Source organism: uncultured Shewanella sp. (assembly GCF_947491715.1).
Lineage (GTDB): Bacteria > Pseudomonadota > Gammaproteobacteria > Enterobacterales > Shewanellaceae > Shewanella.
The window spans coordinates 44,234-58,838 of the sequence record NZ_CANLKR010000024.1; the positions used below are offsets into that span (position 1 = coordinate 44,234).

Sequence of the window (14,605 nt, forward strand, 5' to 3'; positions counted from 1 at the left end):
GTAATTCATCGATTAAAATAGTTAAAGCATCCTTGTTGGAATGACTTCTTGTTTGCTCTGCTGTTTTTTATAGGCTTTTTTCTTTAATGGTGGACATTTAGCGTCATTAAAATAGGTGACCTGACAATCTAAGCAGTAGTGACATTCTCGAGTATTTATTACCCCGCTTGGTTCAATGGCTTGAATTTCACATTCTTTAGCGCACGTTTTACACGGCGTACCACATTCAGGTCGCCGCTTTAACCAATCAAATAATTTAATATTCGAACTCACCGATAAGGCTGCGCCTAACGGGCATAAATAGCGACAAAATGCTTTACGATGAAATAAACTCAATAAAATAAGAAAGACTGCCCAAGCAACAAATGGCCATTGACGATTAAACTTCAACAAGAAAGTCGTTTTAAAGGGTTCGATTTCAGCAAACTGTTCCGCAACGGCCAACGAATCCAGCGAAAGCCCAAATAGCACTAATAAAATAAGATACTTAAGTGCCCATAACCGCTCATGCACTGCAAAAGGGAATTCCACTTGAGGTAGTTTGACATAGCGGCCAAACACATTGACTAACTCTTGTAAGGCGCCAAAAGGGCATAGCCAGCCACAATACACCCCTCTCCCCCATAATAAGCCCGTCACGGCTGCAGCGCACCAGAGTATAAAAATAACGGGATCAAGCAAAAATAGATCCCAAGAGAAATGCGACATCAGTGATTGTAAAAAGGTGAACACATTCACAATAGACAGCTGTCCTCCCCAGATCCAACCGATGCAAACAACCGTAAAAACGAGAAAAACATGTCGAAATGGATTAAAGAAACGGGGATAACGAACCAACACATCTTGCAGAAAGAGCACTAAAAATAATATAAAAATAAGCCCTAATAACAGTGTCACCTCAACAGCATTATTTGCCCATACTTGCTCTGTTAACGATAACCTCGGTACTTCATTCACTGAAGCAGGATTATTGATATACTGAGGTAATATCTTGTAATTGGCTTGAAAACGAGTAAAAACACTCTCTATAGGGCCTGTTTGCCGACGTATTAATAAACTTAATTGCCATTCCTCTCTAGGATTAAAGTCATAGCTCTTTTTTATTTTAAACGCCGACATTTCACTAAATTTTGGCACCCCATTAATATAAAGGTCCATAATCCTTTCTTGATCAACATCTCGAAAAGAAATACTTTTCCCTTGTTGATGTAACTGAATACGATCAAATATTCCCCCTCTAACATAACCAGAACCTTTAAAAGAATACCCATTACCAAACACACCGAGTAAATACTCGCCCTCTTTAAGCGTACCCACTAAGCGCTGATAGTTCTCATCTCCTAATAAATTGCGTCCAATAGTGGGTATATCTAATAATGTAAAATAAATATCAGCAAACACCTCTTCTTCAGAATATTGTTTCTTATTGTCCCCCTCGGCTAAGGTACCGATAAATGCAGTATCAACTTCTTTCCTAGTAAGATGAAGTTGTTGAATTGAGCCGTTACTTGTCAATGTTTGCCAGTCTTCTATTTTAAATAAGGTTTTATTGATAGTCGCTAATGATTGTTTCGTATCATCAGGTGCCTTGATGAGTCCCAATTTAATCGCAACTTTAGTCGCCGATCTAGTGATCGACTCATTCATGACCATGACAGTCACCGTCGCCCCCGATAAACCGTCTATAACCTCATTATCTTTATTCTTACTTTCACCGATACTGACATTGTCTTTTATCGATAAGCCCACATATTGCTGAGTAAATTCAGATAACTTAGACGCAGGAATGCCCACCAACAAAATGGGCTCATGATATTCTAATACTCGAGCCGCGATATATTTCCCCTTTGGACTGATCGACACGAGTACATTAATAGGTTTTCCGGAATAAGCTGGAATGGGATCTATATCATTAGTTTCAAAAACATATGCCAAAATATTACTACCTTGAAAAACCGTTCGAATAGGGATAGAACCCTGCTTAGCCGAGATATCCGTTGCTGTAGGAAAAAGTGATTTAATGATCGGTAGAGGGGCTTTAGCTGGGGCGATAAAAACAGCATAACTAGGAGAGATAAAAATAAAACAAAAGAAAGTATTCAAGCTTATTTTTAATAAAAACCGATATATTATGGGCATTACAGAGTTCCCTTTAACAATAAAGCCTCACAGTGATAGAGCAATAGCTAAATCTAAATCCATCTAAAAAAATAGAGTCATTAATAACGACCATAACATCAAAGCATGTCAACCAACTAATATAAAACCACAAATAATATCTTAGTTTATTTTGATAATTCGTTTATCTTAGTAATAAACAATACAGTAATTAAATATTACGGTATGTGACATTCATCTAGAATACTATTTTTTATTTTTACTGTTAAGGTGAACCAATAAGTCACATTAGCCAAATGTAATAGAATTAATTAATAATGACTAATACGTATCAAACCTAATAACAATAAGGGAAAGCAGAATAATAAAGGCAATAATAAAATTCATTTCATTCATGCTAAGAGTTAATATCAATGAAAAAATAAGCTCACTCTTAGCATTAAATTATTAATACTTTTTTTGATCTCGATCAAGCCAGTCTTTCAACAGCACCATACCTTGATCAATACTGATTAAGGCTTCATATCCTAAATCTTGTTTGGCCGCAGTAATATTAAAATAATGATGTGTTGACAACTGTCTTGCCACAAAGCGGGTCATAATCGGCTCATTTTGTTTATTCAATAAACCATAAATCATTTCTAAAGCCCCACCAACAAGATAAGCAAGACCAGCAGGTACTCTTTTTGTCACCTGAGGTAATCCTTTACAGCTTAAAATACGATTTAACATATCGCTCATAGTGATGGGTTCATCATTGCTGATAAAATAAGCTTTACCTGCCGCTTGAGTATCGGCTGCTTGATTTTTAAAACTCGGTGAAACCAAGGCTAGCGCCGCTAATACATGAGCGTAAGCCGCATTAGCAATATACAGCGTATCGACTTTCTTATCTTGCATACCCACCAATTTTAACTTGCGCTTTTGTGCTCTTTCAATCACTCGTGGAACCAAATGCGGATCCTTTGGCCCCCATATAAGATGCGGCCTTAATGCCACTGTGAATAACACACCATGATTAGCTAACGCACTGCCATTGGCTGCAAGCATTTTTTGCTCTGCTATGGCTTTAGACTCACCATAATGATTTAAAAATTGACTAGCATAAGGGGCCGTTTCATCAATATTGATTTCGTCACTCCCTGAAAATGTCACACTCGGTGTACTGGTATACACAAGCGTTGGAATAGCGCACTCACGACAAACGGCAATAATGTTCTCAGCCCCAAGAACATTCGCACTCCAGTAACTTTGCTGACTGCCCCACACTCCCGCTTTAGAGGCCACATGAAAGACTAGATCACAATCTTGCATGGCGGATGTCAGCGCGACTTTATCACTAATATCCCCTTGGATCATGGTCACGCCAAGTGTTTCCAACTCAGGATAACGCCCCCTTGCAAACCCTGTCACCAAAATGCCAGCAGCAATCAAGCGTTCACAAATCGCCCGCCCCAAAAAGCCGCCTGCGCCAGTGACAAACACGCGGTTCACTTGTGACTTAAGCTGAATTAAAGCGGCTTGCTCTTTGTGATGTAATTGTTCAAAAAGAAGGACTTGTGTTTGTATTGTCATTGACCGCTAGCCACCATTTCTTGTTGCGCCCATACGGCTAATTTCTCTCTAAAAATTTTAGCATTGTGACGAATATCAACGGGAAACCGTTTATGAAACAAAAAATGGACAATCCCCAATGTGACTTGATGTTCACCAGCCAATAAAGTGAGCTCTGCAATTACCGTTTTTTGTGCTTCTTTTGTTAAAGCCGTTTCACTCTCAATGCAAATTAACGGTGTCGTATTACCATCGACTATCACGCCAACCAAGGCTGAACGTTTCACACGAACATGAGTATTAAAAATGCGTTCACAGGGAATCGAATAATAATTTTTTATCTTCTCACCTGATTGAACAACCACTCGATGCGCTTTTCGACCACACATCCACAGTTTTCCTGCGTCATCCAGATAACCTAAATCCCCCATTCTATGGCGTATTGCATTACCATCAACAATTTTGGCTAACTGATTCGCCTGCTCTCTTCGATAGTATGATTGACTGACCATAGGCCCTTTAACGACTATTTCGCCCACCTCATAAGGCTTCAAGCACAAATGGTTTTGCCATTGCTTAATGGGGTGCTCAGTAATATCAATCACGTTAATTTCAACACCGCCAATGGCTTCGCCCACACAGATCCCACCACCATTATCAGTCACATCACGAGTATTGAGGAGATCATGATGACTAATTTGACTTAAAGGGAGAGATTCAGTCGCACCATATGAAGTTAAAATTTTGGCTTCTTTAGATAATAGTTGCCCAAATCGCACCACAGAACTGATCGTCGCCGGCGCACCAGCAGAAATCACCCTTTTGATACTGCTTATACTACTAAGCCCTTTCGTTTTTTGCTCTTGAACTTGCGCTAATCCCGCTTTGCCTAAACGCTCAATTAATGCGGGATTAATAAACATATTGCTGCATTGATAACGCGCTATTGCCGCAAAAATGAGTGCTGGATCGGCGGTAATAGGTTTACTGGCATCCATATCAGGCACAATCGATGCCATTCCCAATGCGGGACCAAATAATGAAAACAATGGAAAAGTGGCTAAATCTCGCTCTCCCACTTGAATATCATAATCATCCTTTAAAGCACGAATTTGTGCTTCAAACATACCATGAGAATAAACCACACCTTTAGGTGTCCCGGTACTGCCACTGGTAAATAAAATAGCGACCATATCATCTTCATCGAATCTCGCCATGCTAAAGCGACCCGATTTAGGTGTCCGCTTAATCAGCTGCTCTAGCTGCACGCCCCCCCATGGGCTGAAGCGCCCGATGTGAGTTCCCCCCACAGTAATGAAATGTTTTACGCTTTTCTTACCCCATCCAAGCAAACGCCTTGCCAGATGTGCTTTAGGGATCCCGATAAAAATATCGGGCTCGGCCTCATCAAAGCATTGTTTAAGATTTTTAACTCCCATGCCAGGATCGACAAAAATAGGAATAATACCCACTTTAAACAAGGCAAAGGTTAAGACGAAAAAATCGATGCTAGGCGTCACCATTAATACGGCTTTCATTCTAGGCTTTAAGCCATAGCCTAATAAAGAAAAAGCCATATGATCGCTTTTGAAATTCAACTCCGAAAAGGTCATTTCATCATAAACTAATGATTGTAAGCTACGAATATGCTTTTGTTTTTTTTGCACTGCCACCGCCAATAATGACGGTGTTTCTTTCGCCGCACGCACCAAATGACGACATAAGTTCATACGTGTCTGCTTGTGAGAACCTACAGCCTCATCGACGCTATTCAATGGCATGGCTTTTGCCTTCGGCTCAGCATTTGAACTTATTATTGGGTTTAACATTAGGCTGCAGTCACAGTATCAGTCTTAATAGGATTCGCTGACATAAAAGCATCAATATGATTGACCACCTCTTCAGTGGCATCTTCAAGAATATAGTGGCCACAATCAGCAAATTCATGAACCTGTGCTTGAGGAAAACGTGTACGCCACTCGGCTAAAAAATGTTTATCAAACACAAAATCTTTCAATCCCCAACAAATCACCATAGGAATATCATTAAATTGCGATAAACTCTCACTGATCTCAGAGACTAATTCATAATTACGATCCCCTTTTACTAAGGGAATATCTTGTACAAAACGCAATGTTGAAATACGGTTTGCCCAAGAGTTAAACGGTGCCACATAGGCTTTACGGATAGCGGGCGCCATGGGCTTTCTTTTCACTCCCACATAAGAGGCGATAGAAGAAAAAGCATTAAAACCTCTTACCAACACAGAGCCTAATAGCGTATTACGGCAAACCCATAATGGCCAAGGAAAAGCTTTCTCTTGAGGTAAATGAAAAGCACCGGTATTAAGCACCACTAAGCGTTTGATTCTATCGGGATAACGCGCGGCATAACCCATGCCAATCATGCCCCCCCAATCGTGAACCACTAAGGTGATATCTTGCTTGACGCTTAAACTGTCTAATAAAGCTTCAAGATCATCAATACGACTTTTCAACGTATAATCATAATCAACATCATTGGGTTTATCTGATAAGCCACAGCCAATGTGATCAGGTACAATACATTGATACTCACCACTTAATTTAGTGATCAAATTACGATAGTAAAATGACCAACTCGGATTGCCGTGAACCATCACAACAGGCTCACCAACCCCTTCATTCACAAAATGTAACTGATGACCATTTCTATCCAAAAAATGACGTTTAAACGGATGCAAATCTTCTAACATGTGTGTCCTATTGTACAAATTCTCACTGTGGGAAAAGGCCATACGCTTATTGAATGACACTCATCACGCGCATGATAATATTCCTTTCTTTAAGGCTACCATTTAAGCCCTAACATCATACAATTTAATCCACTTCCAATTCCAAGAAAACTCACTCTATCACCTTTATTTAAAAAGCCTTGATCATGGGCCATCGCAGCACTGACAGGTAAAGAGACCGTGCCCATATTGCCCAATGTCTGATAAGTAGGGAATTCTTTTTCTTGTGAAAGGTTAAGAGCCTTAAGCACTTGCCTACGATTAGACTCGCCTACTTGATGACAAATCACTTTATCGACTTGCTCGACACACCAGTTTCGCTGAGATAAAAAGTGCTCCCAAGTCTGACGGGCAAGTGCGACGCCTTCTTTTAACAGGCTTACGCCATTCGTGCGCATAAATTCTCTATAAAGTTGTGGGCCCGCTTCTTCTAATCCCCACTGACACAAGTCATGGTGTTCCGGCGCCGATAAATGACTGGCGCCTAACAACTGATGACTACGTTGATTAATTAACGGCAAACTGCCATCAGTCAACAACACAGCAACGGCACCAGAACCTCCCGTTAAAGTCGCAAGTGATTGAGCATAGTTTTGCATTGACGGCTCAGCTAACATTTTATCAATGGTAATATCAACAATATGGCGAGCTGATTCACAAGAAACAACGAGGCCCGCTTTGATTTGTCCAAGCTCAATACGATTAGCAATATCGAGTATGCCTGATAATACGCCTAGACATGCATTACTGATATCATAAATCGCCGTATTTTTAGACATGCCAAGTTCTGCTGCTATGCGGCAAGCCGTTGCAGGCTCATGCTGATCTCGACACACACCCGTATAAACAAGCGCACCAATATCATCGACTTCTACCCCAGTTTCTATCAGGGTTTTATGGGCAGCAGCTAAAGCACCATCAGATAGCCGATGCCCCTTTGGCCACCAGCGACGCTCCCGTATACCCGTTAATGCAGCTAATTGCCCCATAGGGATCCGAAATTTCTGGTATAAAGGGGCTAACCTAGACTCTAATTCGGCAGTAGAAACCACTTCCGGAGCCAATTCATAGGCCAGACTATTGATAAAAACGCGGGAATATTTCATGAAGTCTTATTATTCACTCACCAGTACCAACCCGATCCCGAGTCAATACCTTAATTATTTACTGATAACCGCTCATTTGACCAAGAAAGCAGGGAAGTTTCAATAAAAACCTCAAATAAAACACAGTAAAAATTCCCATCAAGGCCCCCATCAAGAAAAAGTAAGCAATATTGTCATTAAACGACGCTCATCATTTTGACTTTGACTGAACAAATATTAAACACCTTTTATTCAAAGCCTCATTTTCCCCTTCCAGTTAAACAATAGCTAAACAATAACTCAACAATAGATAAATCATTTCATCATACTTTTACACCAAAACAAAAGGATGAGAAAAAGGCAAAAAATACTCCCCGTGATATCACCGCCTTGATGCCATAATCAATGCATTACGTGGAGTAATACTGACATCACAAAAACGAGATAAATGCACTTGATAATCGGCTTCTTGCAAAAAGCACACTCTGTCCAGCAATAACCAACGCTCTAATAAACCGCGAAATAAATGTGCCACCAAATCAATGCGTCTGGTTAACCGTTGGCGTTCATAGCCCTGATCTAACAAGGCGTCAAAATTAACATTATCGGGTAAAACGAGCCCTTTTTGGGTTGCGGCCCACCAACAAAATTCACTAAAAGTCCCGTTTAACTGACTCTGCTTCATGCTCGGTACAGGCAGATAATCATGACGCCCTCTTATTTGTTTTTGTAAGGTATCAAAACCCAGCCGCCAAGCAATTTCCTTTAGGCGATAGTCATTGTGTTTTTCACTGGCAATAACACTGTGCTGAAGCGGTAATTGCAGATCATGTCGGCTAAGTTGTAAATGGCTCATTTGAGCTTGTTGAGAAAGAGGCTGATAAACTTTCTCTTTGATTAAATGATAACAACAAGGAGACAAGGCAATGGCTTGAGTGTGCCTTTCGGTTGCTGACTGCAACAAGTTTATATGTAGATCGCCACAGGCATGCAGGGCAACGGCAAGTTGCTTTTCTTTGACATAATCCCTCCCCTCAGCAAAGGCATCAGCACAAATAAACGTTTGTGGCAGTGCCCATTTTTGAGCAAAAGTGATTCCTGCTTGACACAAACTATCTTGCCATTCAAGGCTCAATACGCTGACGCCTTTCGCCTTGGCCATTAAACGTCCTAAGTGGCCTTTTCCTGCACACCACTCAAGTACAGGTAATTGACAGCTGGATAAAGCATTAAAAACAGCTTGAGAAAAAGCCGTAATTTGTTGCCATTTACGCCCTTTGATATGCGCACTAAAATGCGCTTCATCACGAGAAGATAAAAGGACGGAGTCTGATTTAATGCTAGGCTCAAGAGGAATAAGTAATTGACTCAATAAAGACAAATCCCATGATAGATCAAATTGCCGACAATCCTCTTGCAGCGCAGGTAATAGAGCGGATAACAAATCCTTCGGCGATTTATCAAGCGTATCTAACTGGATATCTTCCAATTTCCACACCCGTTTTGCAAGGGCAGGAAAGCGATTTTGCCAAGGCAAAGCGTCACTGTGAAATGCCATCACTTGCCATAAATCACGGCTTTGGTAAAGCAAGGCATCTATACTGGCCCATTGTGTTTTAAAATCTTGGGTTTTCATCTTCTGTTGCTGTGTCACCCACCCCAGCGCTCCTCAATCGTCAATGACATTCTCAAAGATGAGATTATAAAACACATTTTAGAGTAATAAATAGCACCTTTTCCGCTCATACATTTGAATGACAAAAAAACAGCCGAAAGCATAATAGACAAATCTTTTATTCATCTCTAATATGGACGTCGACATTAAACTTATTATCAAATAATATTCAGATATTCGATAATAAGCGACCACATCTGATATGGATACATCGGATATTTCAAGTTGATAAAACTTGTCATCACTAAAGGACTAGGACTTATTATGAAAACACGTTTCAAAAAAACAAAAACAGCAAGCTCTTTCGCCAAAACAACACTAGCATGCACAACATTCTGTACAGCCTTATTAGCCGCTCCCATGGCCAATGCCCTTGATGTTGTGATCATCATAGACACAACGGGCAGCACAGGTGCATTACTACCTAATTGGCAAACTCGAATGCAAGAAGAAGTCATTGATCAATTCCGCTTAGCCGATCCCCATACTCGTTTTGCATTGGCCTCACATTTAGATTTTCCTTTCTCCCCTTACGGCGGCAGTGATGAATATGCCTACCGTCTGGATGCACAGCTAGACAGCAATACAGAGCCTTTCATTTTAGCGCTCAATAATTTAGAGTCTGGCTGGGGGGGCGATGGGCCAGAATCACAATTAGAAGCTCTGTATCAAGTCACAACAGGTCACGGGCGGGATCTTAATAATAATGGCAGCTTTTTAGATCACGGCGATATCAGTCCAACCAATACAGGGTTTAATGACAACTCACCCTCGATTGTCATTCACTTCACTACGCCAGCTGTGTTTCATAACGAGCCTTTTGAACCTAACTATCCCTACAATGGGGTCATGAATCCCCCCGCCGATTTTGACAGCGCTCTCACAGCCATGATGTCAAAAAATGTGATTTATTATCAAGTTGAACCCAATGCTTTACCGTCAGCAATGGGGGGTGACAAAACATATATGGATTTTCAAATGCAGCAACCACTGTCTGTGAGCCTACAGCAAGCGGCATTAACTGCAGCTTCAACACCGGGTGAACGATTAGCACAAGAGACAGGAGGCGATGTACTCCATGTAGGTTACGATTTATCAGGGCTTGCAGACGCCGTTGAAGAGATTGTTGATGCAGTCAGACCGTGCCCAGCAGGCTTAGTCCCCGTTTATTTGCCATGGGCTACCTATTGCGTGCCTGATCACGGTGATAAATAAGAAGCCTACCTTTTAAAGCAAAGAGAAATTTAAAGACCGCTTAGTTTAAAGCGGTCTTTAAGGCTACCTGTCATACTCAATAAAATGCTAAACTCACAAGCTGCATAATTAGGCGGTAAGGTATTAGCTTGAGTAAAACAAAAATCGACTCTCCCTGCGTTGCTCATTGTGGCTTAGATCAGGATGATTATTGTATGGGGTGTTTTCGTCACATCGATGAAATTGTGGCCTGGAGCTGCGCAAGTAACAAACAAAAAAGTCAAATTATTGCAAAACTCCCCTTGAGAAAAAAACAAATGCAAGGTGGAGAAAACACGCAACTGATCAGCCGAAAAAAATGGCTCGCAGCTGAAAAGCGCCTGAAATAAACCATCAAACGCTTTTCAATCACATTATTTTTTATTCAACATGCTCTTGAGATCGGCAAAAGGATTATAGGTCGCCGACTCCAGTTTGGTCTCTGTTGTCGAACCATATTGGATCAGCTCTTCAAATTTAGAATGTTCATTGTCATGGCAAAACAGGCATAACAATTCCCAATTTGAGCCATCGCTAGGGTTATTATCATGATTATGATCTCTATGATGCACGGTTAATTCACGCAAATTTGAATGGGTAAACTCACGAGTACAACGTCCGCATACCCATGGGTATAGCTTTAAGGCTTGCTCTCGATAACCGGTTTCACGTTTGGCTTTATACTCTCTGGCTTCTGCCAATACCTTATCTAATTTACTTTGACCTGTAGACATAGCTTTATTTCCAATTCCATCCTGCCAAGATAGTAACATTTTTAAAAGGTCAACACACCCTGCTGAGACTGAAATAAAGCATGCCGTTAACCGTTATAAATCGAGATCCTTTTCCATTTCTTCATATGAAATATGGCGCACATCCTTACCTTTAACATAGTAAATAATGTACTCACAAATATTTTGACATCGATCGCCCACTCGCTCAACCGCTCTCGCAGCCCAAAGCACATCAAGCACTTCTGGAATAGCGCGGGGATCTTCCATCATATAAGTCATCAACTGACGAATAATACCTTCATATTCACGATCAAGCTTTGAGTCTTCTTTATGTAATTCTAACGCCACTTCGGCATCCATTCGCGCCAATGCATCTAAAGTCGCATGCAGCATACGGGTCGCATGTCGGCCCATGTTCTCAATACTAACCAGTAAAGGCTGCTGATTTTTAAGCCTTTTATCTAATGCTGTTTTGGCTATTCTGACACACGCATCACCAATACGCTCAAGATCGGTAATGGTTTTTGTAATGGAAATAACCAGCCTTAAATCACTGGCTGCAGGTTGTCGCTTAGCAATGATCCGCGCACATTCTTCATCAATAGCCACTTCCATTCCATTCACTTGATGATCGCCAGCAATGACTTTTTGAGCCAACTCACCATCCAGCCCAGATAACGCGTTTAATGCTTGTTCTAGCTGACGTTCAACTAAACCGCCCATCGTTAAGACACGATTACGGATATCATCCAACTCAGCATTAAATTGACCTGAGATATGTTTGTTGAGATTCATATTTTCCATGTATATCTAGCCTTAATATATGCGTTAAAATAAAACTCAGTCTGCCTGCCCATTATGACCTTTATCGAACACTAACCATAACGCCCAGTAATATAATCTTCCGTTTTACGTTGTTTAGGTGTAGTAAAAATACTGTTGGTGTCACCATATTCAATGAGCTCACCCATATACATAAAAGCGGTTTGATCCGATACTCGGGCCGCTTGCTGCATATTATGGGTCACGATAACAACCGTGTATTTATTCTTTAATTCAGTGATCAACTCTTCAATCGTTAAGGTTGAAATAGGATCCAAAGCTGATGTAGGCTCATCCAGCAATAATACTTCTGGCTCAATCGCAATCGCCCGTGCAATCACTAATCTTTGTTGTTGCCCACCCGATAATCCAAATGCATTGTCATGTAGCCTATCTTTCACTTCATCCCAAATCGCCGCACCACGAAGCGAGCGCTCTGCCGCATCATCGAGTTCTCGACGATTATTCATCCCTTGTAACCTTAAGCCATAAACCACATTTTCATAGATAGACTTAGGAAAAGGATTGGGTCTTTGAAACACCATACCGACATTCCGGCGAAGGGCCGCAACATCCACCTTTTTATGGTAAATATTTTGCCCGTTAAGTAAAATTTCACCTTGAATATGACAATTTTCAACTAAATCATTCATACGGTTAATGCAGCGCAATAAGGTTGATTTACCACAACCACTGGGCCCGATAAAGGCCGTGACTTGCTTAGTCGGTATTTGCATCGATACATCAAATAAAGCTTGTTTTTCCCCATACTTTAAATTGAGATTTTTAATTTCAAGCGCCATTTGTGCTTGACTCAGTTGAGTCAAATCTAATTTTTCTTGATTACTAGAACTGTCTACTGAAATCATATTCTTTCCTATCACTTAAGGATAAGGCTTATTAGCCTTAAGCTATACTAATTCATGCTAAAATGTGTTCATGTCCACTTAATACTTAGTGCTCAAGTGAACGATACTTCTCGCGTAAATGATTTCGCACACCTATTGCCGTTAAATTTAATCCCACAATCACAGACACTAACAGAAAAGACGTGGCGTACACTAAAGGCCTTGCCGCTTCCACATTCGGGCTTTGAAAGCCCACATCATAAATATGAAAACCTAAATGCATGAACTTTCTATCCAAATGCACAAAAGGAAAATTCATATCAACAGGTAAAGTCGGGGCTAACTTTACCACCCCCACGAGCATCAATGGTGCCACTTCTCCTGCCGCCCGTGCCACAGCCAAAATCAACCCTGTCATAATCGCAGGGCTAGCCATAGGAATAATGATCCGCCATAAGGTTTCAGCCTGAGTCGCGCCTAACGCAAGGCTACCTTGCCTAACCGAGCTGGGAATACGGCTCAAGCCTTCTTCAGTGGATACAATAACCACAGGTAAAGTCAAAATCGCCAAGGTCAGTGCCGACCAAAGTACCCCAGGGGAACCAAAGGTGGGGGCGGGCAACGCTTCAGGATAAAACAAAGCATCAATAGAGCCGCCCAGCATATAAACAAAAAAGCCCAAACCAAAGACACCGTAAACAATGGAAGGCACACCGGCTAAATTAATCACAGCAATGCGAATAAGTTTAGTCACCAGCCCCTTTTTAGCATATTCATGCAAGTAAATGGCCGCAACGACCCCAAAAGGCGTCACAATAACAGCCATTAACAGCACCATAAAAACAGTACCAAAAATAGCCGGAAAGACACCGCCTTCGGTATTGGCTTCGCGAGGATCTTGGCTAATAAATTTCCCTATTCCAGTAAACCAATGCCCCACCTTATCAATAAAACTCAATTGATTAGCATAGGTGATCCCCAAAATGGAATCTAAAGGTAAAATCACTTCTTTACCGCGCATATCTTTAATAATTAACGCATCACGTGCCGCTTGCTTTCGTAAATCAAAAAAGCGCGCTTCTAATAGTTGATATTCAGCATCCAATTGTGCTTTTTGTTGTGCAATGTCTTCTTTTCTCTCACTCGTCAATGCATTATCTAGCTCATAACCTCTTTCTTTAAGACGTAACTTCTCTAATTGATAATTGATAGAGCCTATCTCACTTTTTTGCAATGCTTGGGCTTGCTCATTAAGCTTAACCGCTCTACCAATATGCTGTTGTAATAATTGAGATAGATTCCCACCCGAGAGGCGAGTGCCATTTTCCAACACAGCAATTGGAAAGCCAAAGAAATCACCATTTTTATTTCTCTCAATCACCGCAATATCTTTAGGTTGAGAACGTGAAATAATATCACTGGCTAAAATCCAACGAAAATCTAAATCAACAAACTCGCGATTACCCGTTTTAATCAAATAACGTGTCACGGTTTGGCCCGTATCCTCTGCAAACTCCCTACCGGCGGCAATCAACCTTTCCGTTGGCACATTCTCAGAATCATAGATTTCACCAATCAAACTGTACTGCTGACCTTGCTCATCTTTCAATTGCCACTCATAAATATTATCTGGCCAAAAATAGCTCAAGCCTTTTGCCGCAATTAACAACAATAATCCCAATACTGAAAGCAGACAGATACTCACCGCCCCACTGGTCATCCAAATCCAAGGAGAGCCAGATTTAAACCACTTACCCATTACA

12 protein-coding genes are annotated in these 14,605 nt (G+C 41.0%); 2 read left to right on the plus strand and 10 right to left on the minus strand.

Annotated features, from left to right (window positions below; all coding sequences use genetic code 11):
• Window positions 1-21: 21 nt before the first annotated feature.
• The 6 genes from nosR to Q0779_RS16005 all read right to left on the minus strand — a co-directional run bounded on the left by nosR (window position 22) and on the right by Q0779_RS16005 (window position 9,184).
• Complete coding sequence (gene nosR / locus Q0779_RS15980) at window positions 22-2,139, minus strand: transcriptional regulator NosR (protein ID WP_298774027.1); 2,118 nt, start codon at window positions 2,137-2,139, stop codon at window positions 22-24.
• A gap of 426 nt (window positions 2,140-2,565) precedes the next feature.
• Window positions 2,566-3,693: an NAD-dependent epimerase/dehydratase family protein gene (locus Q0779_RS15985; RefSeq protein WP_298774028.1), complete on the minus strand. Its 1,128-nt coding sequence runs from the start codon at window positions 3,691-3,693 to the stop codon at window positions 2,566-2,568.
• Window positions 3,690-5,453, minus strand: a complete 1,764-nt coding sequence (gene oleC / locus Q0779_RS15990) for an olefin beta-lactone synthetase (RefSeq protein WP_298774029.1) — start codon at window positions 5,451-5,453, stop codon at window positions 3,690-3,692. The genes Q0779_RS15985 and oleC overlap by 4 nt, the downstream gene beginning before the upstream one ends.
• 47 nt (window positions 5,454-5,500) lie before the next feature.
• Complete coding sequence (locus Q0779_RS15995) at window positions 5,501-6,406, minus strand: alpha/beta fold hydrolase (RefSeq protein WP_298774031.1); 906 nt, start codon at window positions 6,404-6,406, stop codon at window positions 5,501-5,503.
• Window positions 6,407-6,501: 95 nt separating this feature from the next.
• Window positions 6,502-7,551 (minus strand): 3-oxoacyl-ACP synthase III, encoded by a 1,050-nt coding sequence (locus Q0779_RS16000; RefSeq protein ID WP_298774032.1) that lies wholly within the window; start codon window positions 7,549-7,551, stop codon window positions 6,502-6,504.
• A 361-nt stretch (window positions 7,552-7,912) separates the two neighbouring features.
• The gene (locus Q0779_RS16005) at window positions 7,913-9,184 is read right to left on the minus strand and encodes a methyltransferase (RefSeq protein ID WP_367180820.1); all 1,272 of its coding nucleotides are present in this window, start codon (window positions 9,182-9,184) and stop codon (window positions 7,913-7,915) included.
• Between the two features lie 285 nt (window positions 9,185-9,469).
• Between Q0779_RS16005 and Q0779_RS16010 the strand changes: the two genes are divergently transcribed.
• Together Q0779_RS16010 and Q0779_RS16015 are read left to right on the plus strand one after the other, a co-directional pair.
• Entirely contained in the window at window positions 9,470-10,420 is a 951-nt protein-coding gene (locus Q0779_RS16010) for a hypothetical protein (RefSeq protein WP_298774035.1), read from the plus strand.
• Between the two features lie 143 nt (window positions 10,421-10,563).
• Window positions 10,564-10,788 carry a DUF1289 domain-containing protein gene (locus Q0779_RS16015; RefSeq protein WP_298774083.1) on the plus strand — a complete coding sequence of 75 codons (225 nt, stop codon included), beginning with the start codon at window positions 10,564-10,566 and terminating at the stop codon, window positions 10,786-10,788.
• Between the two features lie 24 nt (window positions 10,789-10,812).
• On the opposite strand, the gene Q0779_RS16020 is transcribed toward Q0779_RS16015, so the two are convergent.
• The 4 genes from Q0779_RS16020 to pstA all read right to left on the minus strand — a co-directional run bounded on the left by Q0779_RS16020 (window position 10,813) and on the right by pstA (window position 14,601).
• Window positions 10,813-11,172: a YajD family HNH nuclease gene (locus Q0779_RS16020; RefSeq protein WP_298774036.1), complete on the minus strand. Its 360-nt coding sequence runs from the start codon at window positions 11,170-11,172 to the stop codon at window positions 10,813-10,815.
• Between the two features lie 93 nt (window positions 11,173-11,265).
• Window positions 11,266-11,976 carry a phosphate signaling complex protein PhoU gene (gene phoU, locus Q0779_RS16025; protein WP_298774039.1) on the minus strand — a complete coding sequence of 237 codons (711 nt, stop codon included), beginning with the start codon at window positions 11,974-11,976 and terminating at the stop codon, window positions 11,266-11,268.
• Window positions 11,977-12,047: 71 nt separating this feature from the next.
• Window positions 12,048-12,863 (minus strand): phosphate ABC transporter ATP-binding protein PstB, encoded by an 816-nt coding sequence (gene pstB / locus Q0779_RS16030; protein ID WP_298774040.1) that lies wholly within the window; start codon window positions 12,861-12,863, stop codon window positions 12,048-12,050.
• Window positions 12,864-12,948: 85 nt separating this feature from the next.
• Window positions 12,949-14,601 carry a phosphate ABC transporter permease PstA gene (gene pstA / locus Q0779_RS16035; RefSeq protein ID WP_298774041.1) on the minus strand — a complete coding sequence of 551 codons (1,653 nt, stop codon included), beginning with the start codon at window positions 14,599-14,601 and terminating at the stop codon, window positions 12,949-12,951.
• Window positions 14,602-14,605: the final 4 nt, after the last annotated feature.

Bases quoted from the DNA above. Each gene is read 5' to 3' on its own strand.
- nosR (WP_298774027.1), bottom strand. From the start codon at position 2,139: ATGCCCATAATATATCGGTTTTTATTAAAAATAAGCTTGAATACTTTC.
- Q0779_RS15985 (WP_298774028.1), bottom strand. From the start codon at position 3,693: ATGACAATACAAACACAAGTCCTTCTTTTTGAACAATTACATCACAAA.
- oleC (WP_298774029.1), bottom strand. From the start codon at position 5,453: ATGCCATTGAATAGCGTCGATGAGGCTGTAGGTTCTCACAAGCAGACA.
- Q0779_RS15995 (WP_298774031.1), bottom strand. From the start codon at position 6,406: ATGTTAGAAGATTTGCATCCGTTTAAACGTCATTTTTTGGATAGAAAT.
- Q0779_RS16000 (WP_298774032.1), bottom strand. From the start codon at position 7,551: ATGAAATATTCCCGCGTTTTTATCAATAGTCTGGCCTATGAATTGGCT.
- Q0779_RS16010 (WP_298774035.1), top strand. From the start codon at position 9,470: ATGAAAACACGTTTCAAAAAAACAAAAACAGCAAGCTCTTTCGCCAAA.
- Q0779_RS16020 (WP_298774036.1), bottom strand. From the start codon at position 11,172: ATGTCTACAGGTCAAAGTAAATTAGATAAGGTATTGGCAGAAGCCAGA.
- phoU (WP_298774039.1), bottom strand. From the start codon at position 11,976: ATGGAAAATATGAATCTCAACAAACATATCTCAGGTCAATTTAATGCT.
- pstB (WP_298774040.1), bottom strand. From the start codon at position 12,863: ATGATTTCAGTAGACAGTTCTAGTAATCAAGAAAAATTAGATTTGACT.
- pstA (WP_298774041.1), bottom strand. From the start codon at position 14,601: ATGGGTAAGTGGTTTAAATCTGGCTCTCCTTGGATTTGGATGACCAGT.